This window comes from uncultured Brachyspira sp. (assembly GCF_910578695.1).
Taxonomy (GTDB): Bacteria; Spirochaetota; Brachyspiria; order Brachyspirales; family Brachyspiraceae; genus Brachyspira.
This window is the reverse complement of sequence record NZ_CAJTQJ010000008.1, coordinates 34,580-57,161: the sequence shown is the minus strand read 5'-3', so window position 1 is coordinate 57,161 and position 22,582 is coordinate 34,580. Positions and strand designations below refer to the sequence as shown.

The following is a 22,582-nucleotide window of genomic DNA, read 5'->3' as shown; positions in this document are numbered from 1 at the left end:
TTTTAATTATATTTGAAGTATAGTATATATCATCTTTTTTTCAATATTTTTATATAATTAAAAATTTTCATTAGTAACTATAAATAACTCATTATCAGAAGTTACAATATATGCCTCTTTATACTTGAAAGCCTCATTTGTAAAAAAATTAGTACCCATCAAAAATGCAGTTGTAGACAATGCATCTGCCTCTTCTGCATTAGTATGAACTATTGTAGCAGATATGCTTTTGTATGCAGGATACCCTGTTTCGGCATCTATTATATGATGATAATTAGTACCGTCCTGAGTAAAATATCTTTCATAATCTCCGCTTGTTACTATAGCATAATTAGTAGATTCTAAAAAACCTAAATAACCTTCATCATTATCTCTAGGATTTCTTATAGCTATTACCCAAGGCTTGCCTCTTCTATTAAGTCCGTTGGCATAGGTATCTCCGCCGTAATCTATTAAATAGTTTTTTATATTATAATCTGCAAATACTCTTTTTAATTTTTCTATTATATAGCCTTTGCCGTAAGAACCGAAATCAAATGTTAAAGGCTTTGATAATTTTAATATTTTTTTATTATCATTATTTGTAATTATACTTACAGCTGAATAATCTATATTAGCTGCAGCATTATCTATATCTGTTTTCAAAGGAACTGCCTGATTTTCCTTTACTCCAAATCCCCATAACTCTATCAAAGGTCTTACGCTTATATCAAAAGAGGGATTTAATTTTGAATATTTCAATCCTGATGTAAATATATGAGCCATATTATCTGAAATTTCTATCTCAGTTTTTCCTGATAAACTTTCTCTATTTATTATGCTTATTTCACTTGAAGCATTATACGGATTTAATATATTATCCATATTATTTATTTCATTTGTAATACTTACTATTAATCTCTCCATATTCTTATGAGATGTCTGTGCAGTTATATTAAGTATAGTATCGCTTATCACAACAGAAGATGTTATATATTTGCCTCTGCTTCTATAAAATGAAATAGATATTATTAATGCTACGGCTATTATCGGTATTAATAGGTATATATTTTTTTTCTTTTTTTTCATAGTACTGATTATATCCAATATATTATTTTCTTTTATTTATAAACCATTTATAAAAAATGATTGTAAAAATAAAATTTTACATATTCATATAATAGCTTTTATTTATAAAAGCCATATAAAAAATATAAATATTCTAATAATTAATAAATAAAGTAAAAAATATTTACTATAAAATACATAAAAGATACATAATGTATAAAAAGTATTATAAACTTTAAAATAATATATATTTTTTGTAAAAAAATTGTAAAGTTATAGTAAATTATATTGACATTAATTAATTTTCTGATATACTTATAATTGTAAAGATAATTTACAAGGGATTATTTATAGAAAAATATAATTATTAAGGAGATTTATTATGACAAAAAAATTATTAGCTTTATTAATAACTTTAACTGCTATTTCTACATCAAATCTTTTTGCTGACTGGGTAGTTCCTCCTTCATCATTGCCTCAAAAAGCAAGAAACTTTATAAGAAGAGTTTATCCTAATGTTCAAATATGGAAAGTTGAAAGAGACGGAAGAAAATTTGAAGTTGATTTATCAAATGGTGTTTCTATAGACTTTTTACTTAACGGCGATTGGACTGATATAGATGGAGGCTGGAATGGAATTCCTTTAAGTGTTTTGCCTCAGAATGTGGCTAATACAGTTAGAAGAACTTATCCTCAGGCTATAATGATAGATGTTGAAAAAGAATGGGGTAATTACAAAGTAAAACTTAATAATATGATGGAATTATATATAGCTGCTAATGGGCAGTTAATGGGACAGCAATGGGACGATTAATAATTAAATTAATAAGTTATAATGCTTGTTTATAAAAATTAATAGGGGTTTATGAAATATTTTCGGAGATGATGATTTTACGGTGTCTCCTTTTTTATATATATTGAAATATTACTAATACGCTTTCTCCATATATCTTTATATCATATTTCATAATACCGTTTATAATATCATTTAAACTTTTATCCTCCAAAAATTTTTTATAATAGTCCAATCCGAATTCTGCAGTTAAAATACCATTTTCATTTAATATATTTTTACTCAATATGCAATTTATAATATCAAAATATATTTTAGAATGATAGGGAGGATCTAAATATATTATGTCAAATTTATCATTAGTTTTTTTTACATAATCAAATGCTGATATTCTTTTTATTTTGTATAATGTTTTATCATCTTTAAATATATTTTTGGCGTTTAAGAATATGGTTTTTACAGCATCTCTGTCTATTTCTATCATAACAGCATATTTAGCATTTCTGCTTAAAGCCTCAAAACCCATAGCACCGCTTCCGGAACATAAATCTAAGAATACTTTATCTCCTGCATCAACTATATTAAAAAAAGCCTCTCTTACCTTACTTTGAGTAGGTCTGAAATCTCTTTTCGGAGTTATTATTTTTCTTCCTTTTTTATTTCCAGATATAATATGCATAAATTATTACCATATATCATTTATATAAAATTTTTAATTTCATTTATATAAAACTCTTATTTGTGCAAAAGCAGAACTTACATTCAAATAAAGTATTTCATCAGAACTTCCAATTATGAAATTAGTTTCCCCAAAGCTGACGCTGTCTCCTGTAGGAAGCGAAACATTTCCAAATGCACTTGATGCTTTTATATGCACTTGTACTTTATCGCTTATAAAAACTACAGTATCAGAGAAAGCACTATTAATATCTATAGTTCTGTTTCTATCTATTTTCAAATTTGACAAATCTATATTATTAGTTTTGAAATATACATTGTATTTTATTTGTTTATTTTTAGGCACATCATCTCTGACATAATGCATTCCAAATAATATATATATACCCAAAAATATTATTATCATACCTATAATCATTCTAAATATAGGCGTATACAATATAAAAGGCATATTAACATTAAAGCAGTATCTTATAAGAATATATATTCCTGCCCCTATAACAAATATTCCAAGAAGTGTTTTAGAAGCGTAAAATCCCATTCCAACAACAATAGAAACTCCCCAAGCCATTATCAAAAGTGCAACTATTATAGTGAATACAGGAGTATATGCTAATGCAGGAATATAAATATGAAAAACATATTGCAATAATATATAAATTCCTATTAATATTACAATGCTTCCTATAACAAATCGAGAAAAAATTATTTTCATAAGCAATACCTTAAAATATATACTAACTAATAAATAATAAAAAAACAAGTCTTTTTATAAAAAGTTTTTTATATATTTTGTTTGTTCAGAATTTTTTAATAAAAAAGCATCATGCCCGTAATTAGATTCTATTTCGTAAAATGTTGTATCTATACCTGAATACTGATAAGCAGATACTATTTCAGCGGACTGAGTACTTGGATAAAGCCAATCTGACATAAAAGATATAATAAGAACTTTTTCTAATTCAGCATTCTTTCTTGTTTTTATTTTTTTTATTTCATCTTTAACATCAAAAAAATCCATAGCTTTAGTAAGATATAAAAAACTATTAGCATCAAATCTTGCTGTAAATTTTTCTCCGTTATAATGAAGATAATTTTCTACTTCAAAAGAGGGGGTAAAATATTTTAAAGACTTTTTTCTTTTTCTGCCAAATTTTTTTTTCATATATTCCTCACTCATATATGTAATATGTCCAAGCATTCTAGCTAATGCAAGACCTTTATTAGGGCTTGATATACCATAATACTTTCCGCCGTACCATTCACTGTCTTCTGTTATTGCCTGCCTTGATATTTCATTCAAAGCTATTTGCATAGGAGAATGCCTCATAGAGCTTGCTATTATTATTGCTTTTTTCATCATATTAGGATATGAAGCAGTCCATTGCAAAGCCTGCATTCCTCCCATAGAACCGCCTGCAACACAATGAAGTTTTTTTATTCCTAGATGATCTATTAATAACTTTTGAACTTTTACTATATCTTTAATTGTAAAACTCGGAAAATCCGTACCATAATATAAATTACTATTAGGCTTCTTTGATGAAGGTCCTGTAGTCCCTGAGCAGCCTCCCAATACATTAGAACATATTATAAAATATTTATCAGTATCTATAGCTTTTTTCTTCCCTACAAAATTATTCCACCAAGAAACAACATCAGCGTCCCCTGTAAAAGCATGGCATATTAATACGGCATTATTTTTATTAGCATTTAATTGTCCGTTTACAGTATATGCTATAATCAATTCATCTATATCTGCACCATTTTCAAATTTAAATTTTTTATTATAATTAAAAAATTTTAATTCATTATTCTCAAGTTCATTTTTTTCATTTTTTATTATTTTCTTTTTTTTATTTTCATTATTTTCTTTTTTTATGTTTTTCATAAATAATCCCCAATAATATTATACTATTTATTTGCTATAGTTAAAGCTTCATCTAAATAATACAATATATCATCAATATGCTCTATACCTATAGAAAGCCTTATAAAGTTTTGGCTTATACCAGCTTTTTTTAATTCTTCTTCAGATAATTGAGAATGTGTTGTAGATGCAGGGTGAGCTACCAAACTCTTAACATCTCCTACATTAACTAAATGAGAAAATAATTTTATATTGTCTATAAATTTCACAGCCGCATCATATCCGCCCTTAATTCCAAATACAACTACTCCTCCGAATTTATCTTTCAAATATTTACTAGCTATATTATATGAAGGATCATTTTTAAGTCCCGGATATCTTACCCATTCAACTCTGTCATCTTTTTCTAAAAATTCTGCGGTTTTAAGTGCATTATAGCAATGTCTATCCATTCTAAGTGCCAAAGATTCAGCATTTTGAATAAATATCCAAGAATTATCAGGAGAAAGACAAGCCCCTAAATTTCTAAGCGGTACAGTTCTCACTCTTAATGCAAATGCAATACTTTTAAGTTCATCAGGCAAATCATAAGCCCAGCGAATTCCATGATAATTAGAATCAGGCTTAGTAAATAATGGAAACTTATCGCTTTGCCAATTAAAATTACCTGAATCTGTTATTATTCCTCCTACAGCACTTCCGTGACCTCCTATCCATTTTGTAAGAGAGTTTATCACTATATCAGCACCATATTTAATTGTTTGAATCAGATACGGAGTTGTAAAAGTGGCGTCTACTACTAAAGGTATTCCTGCATCATGTGCTATTTTTGCTGCTTTCTCTATATCAACAAAATCTAATGAAGGATTTGAAATTGTTTCTATAAATATTAATTTAGTTTTATCAGTAATAGCTTTAGCAAAATTATCAGGATTTTTTGCATCAACAAATGTAGTATTTATTCCTAATTTCGGAAGTATAGCTGCAAATTGAGAATATGTTCCTCCATATATATTATTAGCAGATACTATTTCATCTCCTGCCTCGCATATTGTAATTATTGTATAAAATATGGCATTAGTTCCAGATGATACAGCAACAGAAGATTTTCCTCCTTCCATAGCAGTAATTCTTTTTTCAAGAATATCAGCAGTAGGGTCTCCAAGCCTTGTATAAATATAGCCTAATTCTCTTAATCCGAATAAATCTGCTGCATGTTTGGAGTTTTTAAATAAGTATGATGTAGTTTTATATACAGGTATACCCCTGCTTCCAGATGCATCATTCAAATCCTCCTGTCCTGCATGAGCTGCTAAAGTTTCAAATTTTAATTCTCTTGACATTTTTTTCTCCTTAAAAAATATAATATAAAAAAAGCCGCCAAAATTAACTTTGACGGCTTTTAAAATTCAAAAAACAAAAAAATAAACTATACTAACAGCCATCATTATTTAATATACGCATTTGCATAGAACAATGCATTTTGTTTATAACGATGATTGCTTTCATTGATTTTATAACTCCAAAAAATTATATATCATTGTATAACATAATAAAATTATTGTCAATAGTAATTTATATTTTTTTATTAAAAATGCTAATTTAAATTAAATCTGTACTGTAAAGCTTCTGTAATATGATCAATTCCTATGATATCTTTATCCTCCAAATCTGCTATTGTTCTTGATACTTTCAATATTTTATTATAGCTTCTTGCACTCATTGAAAATTTTTCTATAGCTAAATTTAGAAGATTTTTAGCCTTATCATCTAAAATACAAAATTTATCAGTATCTTTTATACTCATAGAAGAGTTTGAAAATATTTTTATATTATTTTCTTTGAATCTTTTTTCCTGCTTCTTTCTTGCTTTAATCACTGTTTTACGCATAGAGGCAGAACTCTCCCCATCAGCTTTTGAAATCATTTTAGCATAATCTACAGCCCTCACCTCTATTGAAATATCTATTCTGTCTAATATAGGACCTGAAAGCTTTGCTATATATTTTCTTCTTGCAATATCAGAACATCTGCATATATGCTTTTCATCTCCATAGTATCCGCAGGGACAAGGATTCATAGCAGCAATTAATGTAAAATTGGCAGGAAAAGAAAGGCTTCCGTTTGCTCTGCTTATAGTAATAGTTTTTTCTTCCATAGGTTCTCTTAAAGTTTGAAGTGCTGAACTCTGAAACTCTACAAACTCATCAAGAAATAAAATACCATTATGAGCTAAAGTAATTTCGCCTGCTTTTATGTTTCTTCCCCCTCCTACAAGACTTACATAAGAAGAAGTATGATGAGGTATTCTAAAAGGACGCTTCTTTACTAAAGGCATATTTTTTGATAAAAGTCCGTAAGATGAATAAATTTTTGTAACTTCCAATGCCTCTTCAAATGTTAATGGAGGAAGTATTGTTGGTATTCTTTTTGCTATCAATGTTTTTCCGCATCCCGGAGAGCCTATCATTATAAAATTATGCCCTCCGGCAGCAGCTATCATTGCAGCCCTTTTAGCATATTCCTGACCTTTAACATCTGAAAAATCTACAGCTTCATTTTCATCATTATCAAAATTGTATTTTCCTTTAGATATTATAGGTTCTCTTTTTCCTTCTATGGCATCTATAGCTTCTTTTAAAGTTTTTACAGGATAAAGATTAATTCCATCAACAATATCAGCCTCATCTATATTATTGAAAGGTATAACAGCATTTTTTATTCCAAGCTCTTTAGCATTAAGAAGCATTGAAAATATACCCTTAACTTCTCTTACGCTTCCGTCTAATGCAAGCTCACCAAGTATAATAGTTTTATCCATAAAATCTGAAAAAAATATCTGAACGCTTGAAGAAAGTATTCCCAAAGCAAATGCTAAATCATACATACTTCCTGTTTTCTTTAAATCTGCAGGTGCTAAATTTATAGTTATTCTTTTTGGAGGAAAAAATCTGCCGCTGTTATTAATTGCAGCAATTACTCTCTCTTTTGCTTCATTAACTGCCTGGTCTGGAAGTCCCACTACATCAAATTTTGGAAGTCCCTCTGATATATTTACTTCTATAACAATTGGTATGCCTTCTATTCCGTAAAGAGCTTCTGAATATATTTTTGTATGCATATAAAACTCCGTTATATAAATATTTATATGCAATTAGTTAAACAAATTTTTTTTATAATTTAAGCCTTAATTATTAATATTTTTTAATAATTAAGTAATTTAATTAATTATAAAGAATTTGATAAAAATATATTTAGTTTTTTAATTTAATAATATCAGTCTCATTATCTTTTTTATATTTAGCTTCTTCATTTGAATTATTTATTATAACAAATTGGCATTTTCTATCTTTATCATTATATTCAGATGAGTATTTAGAGCCATATCCTATATATCTGAGCCTTTCTTTATGTATTCCTTTATCTACTAATCTATTAAATATAGCTTTAGCTCTGTTTTCAGATAAATATATATTATAATTGTAATTTCCTCTGCTGTCGCTATGTCCTTCTATTATTAGATTAACATTTTTATTTTTGTTTAAATATTCATAAATTTCATCTATGCCTTTATTATATTCTTCTTTTAATTCATAAGAATCAAAATCAAAACTTATAATATTTTTAGTAATAAATACTTCATTATCATAATTTTGTTTTGCAATTTTAGTTTCTTTTATTATTGCAGCATCTACAACATCTACAACATCTATAGCATCTACAGAATCCATAATTTCTGCAGATGTTATATTAGGTTCTTCTTTTTTATTGTATTTTTCAGCATCATTTTCATTATTTGCTGTAATTTTCACTTCTTCTTTTTTTTCTATTTGAGCAGATTCCTCTACAGAATTATAAACAGTTGCTATATCATTTTTTTGAGTATATGTTTTAGATGCTGTTTTTGTAGATTCGCTATTATCATTATATAGTACAGCATGCAATTGCTTACTTAAAGCCAATACAATAACATGCTTATCATTTGTAGAGCATGATGCAGCATATATAATAATAATTGATAAAAAAGTCAAAGTAAAAATTTTGTTTTTCATAATAAAACTTCTTAAAAATAATTTTATCTTATAGTAAATCTAGCTCCTAGAAGTACTTCATGAGCATCGAAAAACCCAAAGCCTAATAAGTATCTATATCCTAAATCTACAGCAAGCCAATCAAATACATTGTATGTTATGCCTGCATTGATTCCAAATGCAAAAGAATTTCTAGTGATAAGGGCTTTTCCTATATCATCATATTTATAGAGCATTTGATATAATCTGCTTCCAAAAGATAATCCTATATATAAATTTATAATAGGTGTTCTGCTGTAAAGTATTCTGGAAGTAACGACATCCAACTCGCTGTTTTTTAGGAAAAATACATTTATATCATAATATATGCTAGCCATTATACTTTGCATCCAAGTTTCTTTTTTTCCGACTACTCCCTGAAACATATATTCTATATCAAATCTTAAAGGTACTAATCTAGTTTTTCTAAATAAATCATATCCTACAGCAAAGCCTCCTCCTATATAATTGTTTTTTTCACGAAAAGGAAGTTTTCCTAATTCTAATCTATTAGTTTTATTGAGAGCTTCATGCTTAAAATTTATTTTGGGAGCTATATAAATACCTGAAAAAGTTGCTGACAATAAATTTTTATTGGAAAAAACAGCAATAAAAAATAATAATATAATCACTAATCGTTTCATATAACAACCCTTTTATTTTAAATAAACAAAATTATCTTTTACTAAATTATTAGTATTACTGCTGTAAAAGCAGCTATTCATACCTAAATTATTATTGAATAATCTAGGATAAGCATTAAAGTTATAACTGCTGGTTCTCTCCAAATTTGTCTGAGGCGGATATACAGTTATTTCAATATTTGGTATAGGCACTACAACTAAAGTTCCTGTTTTGCAGGAAATAAACAATACTGCTGATAACAATAATAAAACTATCTTTTTCATAACTATTACTTCCTAAGGTCTGGTATTGGAAATCTTGCTGCTATAGCAAATTCATGCGACAGAACATTATCTAATCCGTATAATAATCTGTATCCTATATCTAAATTGAGGAAACTAGTAACACATATATCAAATCCTACAGCACCTCCTACTGCAAATACAGGCTTTGGTATAGTAGTTACAGTAGCTTTTACTTTACCTCCATCTTCAAACCATCTGTCATAAGTATTGGCATTAATTTTAGTGCCCATAAGCAGCCCTAAATATAAAGACATTATTGGATTTCTTCTATATATTTCTTCAGCTGTGATAGTTCTTAATTCGCTCTTTTTAATATGAAAAATATGAATACTGTAGTATGCTGCTGCTAATATTGAATGCTGAGACTGCTTTAATATATTTGCAGTATGATAATTTCCTGTCATACCATCTTTAAAAGTATATTCTAATTCCACTCTTAATGGTAAGCTTCTTTGATATTTATAAAAATCAAATCCTGCTGAGAAACCCGCTCCAAGATAATTATTTATTATACGCTTTCCTTTTTCATTATTAACACCTGAATCATTAAAATTATATACAACTTTAGGTGCTATATAAAATGATTCAATTAATGCAAATAAAGATGAACTCATAAATAAAGTAATTATCATTAATAATAAAATTCTTTTCATAATAAAAAACCTTACAAAACATTATCAATTATTAAAACAATATACCTATTATTAAAACAATATACCTACAGCCAATCTCGGAAGAGGTATGATTCTAATACCGGGAGTAAATGAATATCCTAAATCAAGTAAAGATATATCTATAAATGGACGAACTTCCCAATTAGAACCAATTTTAGAAAATAAGTCTATTCTAAATCCCATTTCTCCTGATATATAAAAATCATAAACAGATGTTGTTTTATGTCTAATACTGCCGTCATCTCTTAATTCCTTGCCATTTATTATAAATGTTGTCATTCCAACTTTGGGAAGTAAAAAGAATCCGCTTGGAGTATTATTTTTATTAAAATAAAATCTTACTCCTATTGAAGCAGGTATAGCTATTGTACTGCCGTTATAGAATTTACTTAAAGATTTTGAGCTTATAATATTGCCTAAGTTATCAGTAATAGAATTTCCTGAACTTCCGTAATGGGTATCAAAAGCATAAAAACCTAAAGTTATATCAAGAGACTGTTTTGGAAGATATGTATAATTATATTGTAATCTTAATCCAAATTTACCATCATAAAACTTTCCATTATCGCCGTTATTAGGCTTGAAAGCTAAATCTGTTATAATTGGTATTATACCCATAGAAAATAAAGTAGTTCCAAAATCCACACCTAAAGAATGCTTTAAATAATCCTGAGACTTAAGCGAAGCACTTGATATAAAAAATATTGAAGATATAAAAATAATTATTTTATTTAATTTCATAATACAAATCCATTAAAATCTTAAACTAAACCCTATTCTAGGGAATAATGCAAATCTTATATTTGCAAGATATTTAGCAAAATCAGGAAAACTATTCCAAGAAGGAATATTAAATGCAGAAAATCCTGTAGTTAAGGAAGCAGCTCCTCCTGTTACAGTATTGTATACATTTTTAGTCCAAGGTCTTACATAGTATCCTATTTCAAGCAAAGCTATATCTATAGTTGGCTTTACCCTCCATTCTTTAGTAGGGAATAATTCTATATTCCAGCCTATTTCATAAGATATATATAAAGCAGCATCATAAACTGTATGATCCGTTTTTATCCCTGTAAGTCCGTTTTGTGAAGAAACTGTATAGAAAAACGCATCTATGCCAAAACGAAATGCATTATAAAATTGTCTTTTAGGACCGTAAAATTTTACTGAGAAAGTTATAGGCATAAATATAAAAGAAGCATTGAAAACCGTATCAGTTCCAACAGCCCCAACATAATTTCCCTGTCCTAATGCATCCAATAATTTTTCAGCATTATCCTTTGATATTGTTAAATTATAAGTACTTGAATAAAGTCCTATACCTGCCTCCGCTGATATTTGTTTATGTACAAATAATGAATATGATATTGCCGGTATATACCAAGCAGAGCCTTTTGCATCTGCATAGTCAAAATATTTACCAATACTGCCTAAATCCATTCCGATAAGTCCTGTATTATGAACAGCATTATTAACAAGAGTATTAAACAGCAATGGATAGAATACTGCACCGCCGGGATTTAAGTTTATACTAATCATTTGTCTTCCCTTTATCCAGCTATAATCTTCGCCTGATGATAATACAGAAAGAGGAAGTCCTTTTGCATAAACATATACATTAAAACAAAATAAGACAGATAATAATATTAAAACTTTTTTCATAATAAAACCCATTATATTATTTAATAGCTTCACCATTTGTAAATTTACCGCTTGAATTTTTTAATATATTTTCAATTTCAGTTCTTTTTTCAGCAGGTAAGTTTGTACCTGCAAGTATTTTATTAGGATCGCTTAAATCTATATCAGCACCATTTTCCATAACAGCACTTATTAAATTCCCAATAACAGCTTCGCCTCCTTTATCATCTATAACATCAAGTATGGCATCAACAGCTTTTTTAGCATCTTTATCCATTTTAACAACATAAAGCTCATTTCCTGCAGGAGCCGCCATAATATACTCACCTTTATCATCCTTGTATACTCCGCCTATACCTAATATAGGTTCTTCAAATGTATAATCCCCATTGAAATTTTGACTTCCGCTTATATTTAATTTATTGCCGTTAGCAGATGCATTAGCCCAATTTCCGCTTTGCATTTTTGAAAGAATTAAATCTGCTCCCGGTTTAGTTATTTTTACGCCGTAGTCTTTAGTACATGAAGTTATTAATAAAAATTGTAAAATCAATATAATAGATAGTATTTTCATCGCATATTCCATATTTTTTTATATATAAAATATACATTTATACATAAAAAAAGTCAATTAAAATTTAATTATTAAATTTAATATTTTAAAAATAATTAAAAATTTGTATATATATGCCTTATATCTATATTTTTTCTATTTACTGCTTTATTTTATGTGTTATACATTAATATATAGTAAATCAATGCTATAATTAGAGATAGTTTTAATAATATTTTATTTTAGATTATTAGTATTTTTTATAATTAGTGTATTATTTTGTATAATATGAAACTGATTTTGTTATTCTTGAATTGCATACAACCTGAAACAAAGATATAATATGCTGTATATTTTATTAGAGTATAATGATTATTTTTATTTCATACTTTTTTGCTTTTCTTTTTTATCAATTACTGATCTTGATGAAAGTTCATTTTTTATATCATCAATAGTTATATTTTTTTCCGCCATCAAAACTAATGTATGATAAAGCAAATCTGATATTTCGTATATTATTTCTTTACTGCTGTCATTTTTAGCACCTATTATAACTTCTGTGCATTCTTCTCCGACTTTTTTTAATATTTTATCTATTCCGCTTTCAAATAAATATGTAGTATATGAGCCTTCTGTTTTATTAATTTTTCTATTTTTTATAATATCATAAAGCTGGTATATTGAAAAATCTTTATAATCCTCTTTTGAATATATTTCATTAAAAAAGCAGGATTCATTTCCTGTATGACATGCAGGCCCCTCTTTTATCACTTCTATAATCAATGCATCATTATCGCAGTCGGATTTTATGCATTGTATATTCTGATAATTTCCTGAAGTTTCTCCTTTTCTCCATAGTTCTTGTCTGCTTCTGCTGTAGAAACAGGTTTTATTTTCTTTTATGCTTATTTCAAGGCTTTCTTTGTTCATATATGCAAGAGTTAAAACTTCCTTTGTATAATAGTCTGTAACTATAGCAGGTATCAAGCCTTTATCATCAAATTTTAATTTTTCTATTATTTCTTCTGTTTTTTCTGCTATATTATCATTATTGCTGTTATTATTCATAAAAATTATCCGTAAAATTTTAAAATATTATTAACAGTAATTATGATATAAATATGATTTTTTTGCAATATTTAATTGGTATATTTTTTTAATATAAATTAAAATGATAATAATTAAAAAAAGAATGTTCTTACTTTATTATTTAATATTTTTGTATAGTCAATAATTATATATACTAAAAATTATATGATATAATTATAATTAAAAAATTATTTAAAACATTGCATTTTTTATATATTCTGCATAACAATAGTTTTTTATTTTTTTATATATTAGATAAAAGACCTAAATATAAATATTCAAGCCTTTTATATATATTTATTATTTTGATATTATGCTATTAATTGTCCGTTATTTCTTATGCAAATCTCTAAAGAATTAGTTAATTTCACTCTGTAAAATTCTATTCTTTTATTAATTTCAAATATATGAGCATTATTATATTTTTTCATTATATTTTTTAGTCTGCTGGCTATTATTTTAGGAAGTATATTTACAGATAATCTATCATCGCTTGATATATAATTCCAAATACCGTTTTTGTCAAAATTAATATGAATTCCATTGCTTAGTTTTATTTCATATTGATCTTTGAATTTATCTATATAAACTATTTTAGTATTTCTATAATTATCTTCTATAAATTTTCTGATATTCTGAGGCAGTTTGCTAGGTGTAATTTTAATAAAAAGGTTTCTAGTCATTTATATTTCCTTATCTGTAGTATTGTAAAATCTCTTTACATTTATAATTATACCAGATTGTAAAAATTAGGCAATATTTATTTACAAAAAATTTACATAAAATTTACAAATATTATATAATAAACAGTAATAAATATACATATACTACAAAAATAGAGTATAAATGTAAAATAATTTTACTTAAAATATAAAAATCAGTATATTTACTATGTAATTATGATATAAATTATGTTTTTTATATTTTCTATGTAAAAAATATTTATAAATATACATTTTCAGCTGATTTATTTAAATTATGTAAAATTATTTTGAAATAAATTTAATTATTTCTATGAGTTAGACATTCATAAGGAGTTATGCCGATATATACACAAGTTTTTTATATATAAATAAAAGCTATAGTTAATTAGATTAGTTTTTTAATAAAAATCGCGGAGCATATTTATACTTTAGTATAAATATTTTTACAGCGTAGCAATTTTTATTAGTAAATAAAACAAAATAAAAATTGCCTGCAAAAAAAAACAGGGAATAACTTTTTATATTATTATTCCCTGTTTATTTTTAATTATATAGTATTTAAAGCTTTAAAATTAATATTATTTTATAACATTATAAAATGCTTTTTTGCCTAAGTAAACGGCTCTGTTTCCTAATTCTTCCTCAATTCTTAATAACTGATTGTATTTAGCAATTCTATCGCTTCTTGAAGCTGAACCTGTTTTGATTTGTCCTGCATTAGTAGCTACAACTATATCAGCAATAGTAGAATCTTCGGTTTCGCCTGAACGGTGAGAAACAACAGCTGTATAGTTATGAGTTTTAGCAAGCTCTATAGAATCCAAAGTTTCAGTTAATGTTCCTATTTGATTAACTTTAATAAGAATAGAGTTAGCAACATCTTTATCTAATCCCATTTGAAGTCTTTTTACATTAGTAACAAATAAGTCATCGCCTACTAGCTGAACTTTTTTTCCTAATTTTTCAGTTAAAATTTTCCAGCCTTCCCAGTCATCTTCAGCAACACCGTCTTCTATAGATATAATAGGATATTTGCTGCATAAATTAACATAGAAATCAACCATTTCAGCAGGAGTTAATTCTCTGTTATCAGATTTATGAAATACATATTTTTTCTTATCTTTATTATAGAATTCACTAGAAGCAGGATCCATAGCAATCATTATATCATCTCCGGGCTTATATCCTGCTTTTTCTATAGCCTGTATAATTACCTGAAGAGGCTCTTCATTATCTTTAAGAGTAGGAGCAAAACCGCCTTCATCTCCTACTGTAGTGCTTAATCCTCTGTCATGAAGTATAGCTTTTAGGCTATGGAATACTTCGGCTACATAGCGAAGCCCTTCTTTGAAAGTAGGAGCGCCCACAGGCATAACCATATATTCCTGAAAGTCTATCGGAGCTGATGAATGTGCACCGCCGTTTAAGATATTAGCCATAGGTACAGGTAAGGTTTTAGCATTAGTACCGCCTATATATCTGTATAAAGGCATTCCCAATTCTTCAGCGGCAGCCTTTGCCACAGCAAGCGATACTCCAAGTATGGCATTAGCACCCAATTTCCCTTTATTTTCAGTGCCGTCAAGTTCTATCATAGTTCTGTCAATTTCTACCTGCTCTAAAGCGTCCATATCAATAAGTTCATTACAAATAATTTCATTAACATTCTCAACAGCTTTCTGAACGCCTTTGCCTAAATATCTAGCCTTATCTCCGTCTCTTAATTCAACTGCCTCATGTTCTCCTGTAGAAGCTCCTGAAGGTACAGCCGCTCTTCCCATAACTCCGCTGTCAAGCCAAACATCAACTTCTACTGTAGGATTACCTCTTGAGTCTAGTATTTCTCTAGCTACTATATTATCTATTAAAGACATATTATAACTCCTTATAAATTCTTATTTAATATATAATATAACATAATGCATAAATTTCAAGTGAAAAACTGAACATATAAATAATTATATTATTTTTTATCATTTGATTTGTTTTATATTTATAGGGGTGTTTTATTATGAAAAGAATATATTTTATTTTTTTACTCATATTAATATTTTTATCAAGCTGCAATATGTATATAAGCGATAAAGTAAGTATTTTGATGTTTGATGAAGATGCTAAGGGAAATATGCTTACTAATGAAATGCTTAATTTTATTTTAGTAAAAAGAGAAGATACAAATAGTTTAAATAAGCTTACTTATATTTACGGTACTATAGATAATAAAAAAGGAAATCAAGTAATAAAAAATATAGAGGAAGCTAAATATATAGAAGACATTAAAAATACTAATAATATTATAGATTTAAATTTTGATAATACTAAAATGACTATTAATTATAGTAAAGAAAAAATTTTATTTACAGATACTAACGGCATTGAATATATTCTTAATTTAAATAATTCAGAGGATACTTGGTTTTATAAATTGATTTCAGAATAATACAAAATTATAAAATAAATAAAAGTAAAAATAAGCATATTAAAAATATAATAGCAATATATTAAGAATTATGATATCATTTGATTTTATCATATTTTATTTAAGGTTTAATAAATGAAAAATATCGCTATATTAGGAAGACCCAATGTAGGCAAGTCAACGCTTTTTAACCGATTTGCAGGAAGAAGAAAATCTATAGTTGACCCTACAGCAGGAGTAACAAGAGATATCAGTATGGCTAAAACTTATATAGATGATATAGCTTTCAATGTTTTTGATACGGGCGGACTTCTTGACATAAGCGATGATACTTTAAATGAAAAGGTAAGAGAAAAGGCTTTGAAGGCTGCGGCTTTTGATGCGGATATATTATTATTTTTAGTAGATGTTCATCAAAATCACCCAGATGACAGATATTTTATCAATACTATAAGAAAATTAAATAAGCCTATAATACTTGTTATAAATAAAGTAGATGCAGATTCTCATACTAATTTGATTAATGAGTTTTATTCTTTGGGTATAAATGATATAGTTCCAATAAGTGCTGAGCATAATAGCGGCATTGATAATTTAAGAGAAAAAATACTTGAAGTGCTTGAAAGTATAGGAATTGATTTAGAGGCTGAAAGAATAAATAGCAGAAAAGATAAAAAATATAATATTAAAAATAGCAAAGAGAATACAGAAAAATATAATAAATATGATGAATACGATGAAAAAAATATAACAGAAGAAAAATATAAAAATAATAATGAAGAAGAAAAAGATGAAGAAAATAAAATCATAAATATAGCTATAGTAGGAAAGCCTAATGCAGGAAAATCTACTTTATTAAATACATTGATAGAAAAAGACAGAAGCATAGTATCAAATATAGCAGGAACAACAAGGGATTCTATAGATGAAACTTTCAATTTTAAGGGAGATGATATTTGTCTTATAGATACTGCAGGAATAAGAAAAAAGAAAAATGTTAATACTGATATAGAATATTACAGCGTAAACAGAGCCGTAAAAGCTATAGAGTCTTCTGATGTATGCATACTTATGCTTGATGTTTTTGAGGGGCTTACAGATCAGGATAAAACTATTGCTAATCTTATAATAGAAAGAAGAAAGGGCATTGTAATTGCTGCAAATAAATGGGATATAAGGGAGAAGGGCACTACTTGGAATGATTATGAGGCATATATGAAAGAGGCTTTTCCTATTTTGAATTATGCATTTTATGCTAGGGTATGTGCTTCCAGAAAAAACGATGCAGATAAATTATTATCTCTTGCTGTGAGAGTGGCAAAGACGAGACTGCAGAGATTTGAAACTCATGCACTTACAGAAACTATGGTAAGAGCTACAAGAGAATATACTATATCTGCAGGAGGAAATCCTTTTAAGATTTTCTATGTTACTCAGACGAATGTTAATCCTCCTTCTTTTGCAGTATTCTGCAATCATCCGCATAAATTAAATCAGCATTATAAAAGATATTTAGAAAACAGATTCAGAGAGATGTTTGATTTCAGAGGAACACCTATTGTACTTAATTTCAGAAAGAGAGGTAAAAAATATGACAGTTAAAATTATAATAAGTATATTAGTTTCCTATATAGTAGGAGCTATACCATTTTCATTTATAATAGGAAAGATAAACGGATATGATATTAGAAAAGAGGGCAGCTGTAATCCCGGTGCCAGCAATGTACTTCGCGTATGCGGAAAAAAAGCTGGAATTGCAGCTTATATATGCGATATAGGCAAGGGTATGGCAGCAGTTTTAATTTCTTCTTTTATATTGTCTTCAGTAATTTCTTCTCATAGCTATATATTAGCAGCCTGTGCTGTTGCTTCTATACTTGGGCATGTATTTTCTATATTTTTAGGATTTAAAGGCGGTAAAGGCGTTGCTGTGAGTGCAGGCTCTATGTTTATGCTTGCCCCTATAAGCTTGATTATTACTATGGTATTTTTCTTTATAGGTTTATTTATTTCAAAGAAAACTGTTGCTATCGGCTCTACATTCGGAGCTCTTGCTTTTCCTATAGTTTTAAGTTTATTATATTTTAAATTTAATTTCCTATATAGAATATTTTTTAATATAAATTATATGACTCTTCTGCCTATAACAATATTTCTTGCAATATTCATTATAATAAAGCATATACCTAATTATAAAAGAATGCTTAAGGGCGAGGAAAATAGTTTTTCAAAGAATAATAATTAATAATAATAATAATTAATAGATTATAATAAATTCAAATTATATTAATAAATATTATTCTACTCTACAACACCTATATAAGGCAGATTCCTATATTTCTGTGCATAGTCAATGCCGTATCCTGCAACAAATTCATCTTCTATATCAAAACCATTATAATCTATTTTTATATCAATTTTTCTTCTTGAAGGTTTATTTAAAAGAGTGCATATTTTAAGAGAAGCGGCATTTCTATTTTTTAAAACCTCGCATATCTTTTCTAAAGTATATCCTGTATCTATTATATCTTCTACTATAATAATATCTCTTCCCGTTAATGGTATATCAACATCTTTTAAAATTTTAATTTCAGAGCCTATTTTATCATTTCCATAACTTGATACTATCATAAAATCAATCTCTACAGGAACATCTATATATCTTGATAAATCTGCTAAAAATATAAATGAGCCTTTAAGAAGCCCTATTAAACAAGGCACTGTTTTCTTTTCTCTAATATCATCAGAAATTTGCTTAGCTAATTCTTTTACTTTTTTATTAATATCATTTTCAGAGATTAGTATTTTATTTATATTTTCATCTTTTTTCATAATTTTTATTTCCTAACTTTTTAATTTAAAAGTTATTATTAATATGCTTTAACTAATTTTAATATAAGCTTTTAATTTCTGCTTAATTATAACAATATTAGAATGTTTGTCAATTTAAGCATTTTTTAATATTGAAATTATATTGAAAAAAAATTGAAATTCATATAAAATAAACATAATATTTTAAAATTAGGATTAAATAATATGCAATATGAAGCAGTCATAGGATTAGAGGTGCATGTTCAGCTTAATACTAAAACTAAAGCATTCTGTTCATGCCCAAACACTTTCGGTGCTCCTGCAAATACTCTCACTTGTCCGAGATGTCAGGCTCACCCAGGTACTTTACCTATAGTTAATAGAGAAATGGTGCATAAAACTATAAAAGCAGGACTTGCTACTAACTGCACTATTCAAAAGAAAAGCAGATTTGCAAGAAAGCATTATTTCTATCCGGATTTGCCTTCCTACTATCAGATTACTCAAATGGATGAGCCGATATGTACTGAAGGGCATCTTGATATTACTGTGCTTAATGATGATGGTTCTTCTTATAATAAAAGCATAAGAATAAACAGAATACATATTGAAGAGGATGCTGGAAAACTTGTGCATGATGATACAGGAAGACCTTTAAGCTATGTTGACCTTAACCGTGCAGGCTGCTGTTTGATAGAATGCGTAAGCGAGCCTGATATATCTACTGGAGAAGAGGCTTATCAATATCTTACAGAACTTAAAAAGATTTTTAAATATATTGATGTTTCCGACTGTAATATGGAAGAGGGTTCTTTAAGATGCGATGCTAATGTATCTATACGCCCTAAAGGAAGTACAGAACTAGGCGTTAAAACCGAAGTAAAAAATATGAACAGCTTTAGAAATGTAAGGCTTGCTATAGATTATGAAATAAAGCGTCAGATTAAGGCTTTAAATAGCGGAGAGAAAATACTTCAGGAAACAAGACTTTATGATGCTAAAGAAAATACTACAAAAGGTATGCGTTCAAAAGAAGGTGCGGCAGATTACAGATATTTTCCAGACCCTGATATACCGCTTTTAGTTTTAAAAGATGAAGAGATAGAAAATGCTAAAAAAGAACTTCCTGAACTTCCTCAGCAAAAGAGAGAAAGACTTAAAAAAGATTATGATTTGCCTGACCAAGATATAGTTGTACTTACAGAAGATGCTGCATTAGCTGATTATTATGAGGCTGCCGTTAAATCTTATCCTAAACAGCCTAAGAAAATAAGCAATTGGATTATGGTAGAAGTTAATGCATACTTAAATAAAAAACTTCAGACTATAAAAGATTTCAAGCCTAAACCTGAGCATATAGGAGAGATTTTCAAACTTATAGATGAAGGAATTATAAGCGGTAAAATAGCAAAAGAGATTTTTGAAGATATGTGCGAAACAGGAGAAGCTCCTTCTGTTATAATTGATAAAAAAGGAATCAAGCAGGTAAGCGATACAGGAGAGCTTGAAGCCATTATAAGAAAAGTTTTAGAAGAAAATCCTAAATCAGTGGCAGACTTTAAAGCAGGCAAAGAAAAATCATTCGGCTTTTTAGTAGGGCAGACTATGAAAGCTACTAAGGGTCAGGGTAATCCTAAGCTTGTTAATGAAGTATTAAGAAAAGTTTTAAGCGAATAATTTTATAATTAAATCACATCTGAAATAAATTGTTTTTGGATGTGATTTATTTTATATAAGTTTTATTTTGTCAAATAGATAATATATAAAATCTTAAAAAAAGCGTCAGTATTTAATATATAGCAAAATTATTTCGGAGTTATAATAATGAAATTTGTATCTTTTGTTGAATGGAATAATACGGAATCTGTAGGTATATTAAGTAAAGACAGTAAAAAAGTTATTGCTGTAAATGAGATTATAAGCGATTTTAAATTAAATGATAATAATAATATGATTCATTTAATAAAAATGATTAATGAAAATAATGATATATTAAATAAATTAAAGTATGCAGAAGAAAATTTTGAAAGAGCCTATTCTATAGAGAACATAAAAATATTATCTCCTATAAGAAAACCTATTCACGATATTATATGCGTCGGAGTAAATTATAAAGATCATTTGGGAGAAATAAAAAAGAATATGACAGATTTCAAAGAAAAAGAATTAAAAGCTCCTATTTATTTTTCTAAAAGGGCTATAGAGATTATAGGGCTAGGCGATAAAATTAAAGCAAGATTCGATTTAGATGAATGCTTAGATTATGAAGCTGAACTTGCCGTTATTATTGGAAAAACTGCAAAAGATATAAAGCCTGATGAGGTTAATGATTATATATTCGGATACACTATATTTAATGATATATCTTCAAGAAAAATACAAAAAAATCATTCTCAATGGTATAAGGGAAAAAGTTTAGATTCTTATTCTTCTATGGGACCTTGCATAGTTTATAAAGATGATTTGAAATTTCCTTTGGAGCTTGGTATTAAAAGCATATTAAATGATGAGATAAGACAATCATCAAATACAAAATATATGATTTATGATATAAGTTATTTAGTATCAGATATATCAAAAGGTATGACTTTAGAGGCTGGTGATATAATTGCATCGGGAACACCGGGAGGAGTAGGTATGTCTTTTAATCCCCCTAGATATATGAAAAAAGGCGATAAAATAGTATGCTCTATAGAAAATATAGGAGAGCTTATAAACTTTATATAATTTTTGACAAACATAAGCAAATATAATAAAATATAAATAAAACTATTAGGAATTATATACTATGAAAACTTTATATTTAAGAAAAATCAATATTAATATCATTATATTATTTTTATTAAGCATTATAAGTTTAGCATCTCCTATAATAATTCATTATTTTGGATTAAGAGGAAATGAATTTCTGCCTATATTTTTTGCATTATCATTGGGAGCTTATATATTAAATCCTTTATTTTTAATTCTGCTTTCAGTGATATCTCCTATTTTAAATTATACTCTTACAAATATGCCTATGCCTCCGATATTATATTTTTTAATATTTGAAGGAATAGTATTTGCTTTTATTATAAGTATGCTGAAAAATAAAAATGTATCATTTATATTACTTTCATTATCTGCATTAATATTGGCAAGATTATCTTCTATTGTTTTAACTTTTATTTTTGATATAAATATTAATACTTGGATTAGAGGTATTATATTAGGATATAAAGGCATAATAGTTAATTGGGCTTTTGCAAGCATAATGTATATTATATTTAAAAAATATAATTAATAAAAAATAATTAAAATATTA

General features: G+C 27.3%; 24 protein-coding genes. 7 read left to right on the top strand and 17 right to left on the bottom strand.

Annotated features, from left to right (window positions below; genetic code table 11):
* Positions 1–57: 57 nt before the first annotated feature.
* On the bottom strand, positions 58–1,068 hold the full coding sequence (locus QZ288_RS04260) for an FAD:protein FMN transferase (RefSeq protein WP_295155403.1): 1,011 nt from the start codon (positions 1,066–1,068) through the stop codon (positions 58–60).
* Between the two features lie 361 nt (positions 1,069–1,429).
* On the opposite strand from QZ288_RS04260, the gene QZ288_RS04255 reads away from it, so the two are divergent.
* Entirely contained in the window at positions 1,430–1,861 is a 432-nt protein-coding gene (locus tag QZ288_RS04255) for a PepSY-like domain-containing protein (protein ID WP_295155400.1), read from the top strand.
* A gap of 94 nt (positions 1,862–1,955) precedes the next feature.
* On the opposite strand, the gene rsmD is transcribed toward QZ288_RS04255, so the two are convergent.
* From rsmD to eno, 15 genes are all read right to left on the bottom strand, one after another.
* Positions 1,956–2,519: a 16S rRNA (guanine(966)-N(2))-methyltransferase RsmD gene (gene rsmD / locus QZ288_RS04250; protein WP_295155397.1), complete on the bottom strand. Its 564-nt coding sequence runs from the start codon at positions 2,517–2,519 to the stop codon at positions 1,956–1,958.
* A 39-nt stretch (positions 2,520–2,558) separates the two neighbouring features.
* Entirely contained in the window at positions 2,559–3,233 is a 675-nt protein-coding gene (locus QZ288_RS04245; RefSeq protein WP_295155395.1) for a hypothetical protein, read from the bottom strand.
* Positions 3,234–3,287: 54 nt separating this feature from the next.
* The gene (locus QZ288_RS04240) at positions 3,288–4,409 is read right to left on the bottom strand and encodes a homoserine O-acetyltransferase (RefSeq protein WP_295155393.1); all 1,122 of its coding nucleotides are present in this window, start codon (positions 4,407–4,409) and stop codon (positions 3,288–3,290) included.
* 23 nt (positions 4,410–4,432) lie between these two features.
* On the bottom strand, positions 4,433–5,731 hold the full coding sequence (locus QZ288_RS04235; RefSeq protein WP_295155391.1) for an O-acetylhomoserine aminocarboxypropyltransferase/cysteine synthase family protein: 1,299 nt from the start codon (positions 5,729–5,731) through the stop codon (positions 4,433–4,435).
* A 254-nt stretch (positions 5,732–5,985) separates the two neighbouring features.
* Entirely contained in the window at positions 5,986–7,509 is a 1,524-nt protein-coding gene (locus tag QZ288_RS04230) for a YifB family Mg chelatase-like AAA ATPase (RefSeq protein ID WP_295155388.1), read from the bottom strand.
* Between the two features lie 133 nt (positions 7,510–7,642).
* Complete coding sequence (locus QZ288_RS04225; RefSeq protein ID WP_295155386.1) at positions 7,643–8,440, bottom strand: OmpA family protein; 798 nt, start codon at positions 8,438–8,440, stop codon at positions 7,643–7,645.
* Between the two features lie 23 nt (positions 8,441–8,463).
* Positions 8,464–9,102, bottom strand: coding sequence for a tia invasion determinant (locus tag QZ288_RS04220; protein WP_295155383.1), 639 nt, complete (start codon positions 9,100–9,102; stop codon positions 8,464–8,466).
* Between the two features lie 12 nt (positions 9,103–9,114).
* Positions 9,115–9,366, bottom strand: a complete 252-nt coding sequence (locus QZ288_RS04215; RefSeq protein WP_295155380.1) for a hypothetical protein — start codon at positions 9,364–9,366, stop codon at positions 9,115–9,117.
* 5 nt (positions 9,367–9,371) lie between these two features.
* Positions 9,372–10,040 carry a cell envelope biogenesis protein OmpA gene (locus QZ288_RS04210; RefSeq protein ID WP_295155377.1) on the bottom strand — a complete coding sequence of 223 codons (669 nt, stop codon included), beginning with the start codon at positions 10,038–10,040 and terminating at the stop codon, positions 9,372–9,374.
* A 51-nt stretch (positions 10,041–10,091) separates the two neighbouring features.
* On the bottom strand, positions 10,092–10,802 hold the full coding sequence (locus tag QZ288_RS04205; RefSeq protein ID WP_295155375.1) for a hypothetical protein: 711 nt from the start codon (positions 10,800–10,802) through the stop codon (positions 10,092–10,094).
* Positions 10,803–10,814: 12 nt separating this feature from the next.
* Positions 10,815–11,723: a hypothetical protein gene (locus tag QZ288_RS04200; RefSeq protein ID WP_295155372.1), complete on the bottom strand. Its 909-nt coding sequence runs from the start codon at positions 11,721–11,723 to the stop codon at positions 10,815–10,817.
* Positions 11,724–11,739: 16 nt separating this feature from the next.
* Complete coding sequence (locus QZ288_RS04195) at positions 11,740–12,276, bottom strand: hypothetical protein (protein WP_295155369.1); 537 nt, start codon at positions 12,274–12,276, stop codon at positions 11,740–11,742.
* A gap of 357 nt (positions 12,277–12,633) precedes the next feature.
* On the bottom strand, positions 12,634–13,323 hold the full coding sequence (hisIE, locus tag QZ288_RS04190; RefSeq protein WP_295155366.1) for a bifunctional phosphoribosyl-AMP cyclohydrolase/phosphoribosyl-ATP diphosphatase HisIE: 690 nt from the start codon (positions 13,321–13,323) through the stop codon (positions 12,634–12,636).
* Between the two features lie 332 nt (positions 13,324–13,655).
* Positions 13,656–14,027 (bottom strand): PepSY-like domain-containing protein, encoded by a 372-nt coding sequence (locus QZ288_RS04185; RefSeq protein WP_295155363.1) that lies wholly within the window; start codon positions 14,025–14,027, stop codon positions 13,656–13,658.
* Between the two features lie 599 nt (positions 14,028–14,626).
* Complete coding sequence (eno, locus tag QZ288_RS04180; protein ID WP_295155361.1) at positions 14,627–15,922, bottom strand: phosphopyruvate hydratase; 1,296 nt, start codon at positions 15,920–15,922, stop codon at positions 14,627–14,629.
* A 137-nt stretch (positions 15,923–16,059) separates the two neighbouring features.
* On the opposite strand from eno, the gene QZ288_RS04175 reads away from it, so the two are divergent.
* From QZ288_RS04175 to plsY, 3 genes are all read left to right on the top strand, one after another.
* Positions 16,060–16,488 carry a hypothetical protein gene (locus QZ288_RS04175; RefSeq protein WP_295155358.1) on the top strand — a complete coding sequence of 143 codons (429 nt, stop codon included), beginning with the start codon at positions 16,060–16,062 and terminating at the stop codon, positions 16,486–16,488.
* 114 nt (positions 16,489–16,602) lie between these two features.
* A complete protein-coding gene (gene der, locus QZ288_RS04170) occupies positions 16,603–18,069 on the top strand; it encodes a ribosome biogenesis GTPase Der (RefSeq protein WP_295155355.1) in 1,467 nt (488 codons plus the stop codon).
* Positions 18,059–18,712 carry a glycerol-3-phosphate 1-O-acyltransferase PlsY gene (gene plsY / locus QZ288_RS04165; protein WP_295155352.1) on the top strand — a complete coding sequence of 218 codons (654 nt, stop codon included), beginning with the start codon at positions 18,059–18,061 and terminating at the stop codon, positions 18,710–18,712. The genes der and plsY overlap by 11 nt, the downstream gene beginning before the upstream one ends.
* Positions 18,713–18,768: 56 nt before the next feature.
* Here the strand turns inward: plsY and hpt are convergent, their stop codons facing one another.
* Complete coding sequence (hpt, locus tag QZ288_RS04160; protein ID WP_295155349.1) at positions 18,769–19,299, bottom strand: hypoxanthine phosphoribosyltransferase; 531 nt, start codon at positions 19,297–19,299, stop codon at positions 18,769–18,771.
* A 204-nt stretch (positions 19,300–19,503) separates the two neighbouring features.
* Here hpt and gatB point away from each other — a divergent pair, with 204 nt between their 5' ends.
* The 3 genes from gatB (at position 19,504) to QZ288_RS04145 (ending at position 22,561) form a co-directional block, all read left to right on the top strand.
* Positions 19,504–20,955, top strand: a complete 1,452-nt coding sequence (gene gatB, locus QZ288_RS04155; RefSeq protein WP_295155346.1) for an Asp-tRNA(Asn)/Glu-tRNA(Gln) amidotransferase subunit GatB — start codon at positions 19,504–19,506, stop codon at positions 20,953–20,955.
* Between the two features lie 147 nt (positions 20,956–21,102).
* On the top strand, positions 21,103–22,005 hold the full coding sequence (locus tag QZ288_RS04150; protein WP_295155344.1) for a fumarylacetoacetate hydrolase family protein: 903 nt from the start codon (positions 21,103–21,105) through the stop codon (positions 22,003–22,005).
* Positions 22,006–22,066: 61 nt separating this feature from the next.
* Positions 22,067–22,561 carry a hypothetical protein gene (locus tag QZ288_RS04145; protein WP_295155341.1) on the top strand — a complete coding sequence of 165 codons (495 nt, stop codon included), beginning with the start codon at positions 22,067–22,069 and terminating at the stop codon, positions 22,559–22,561.
* Positions 22,562–22,582 lie beyond the last annotated feature (21 nt).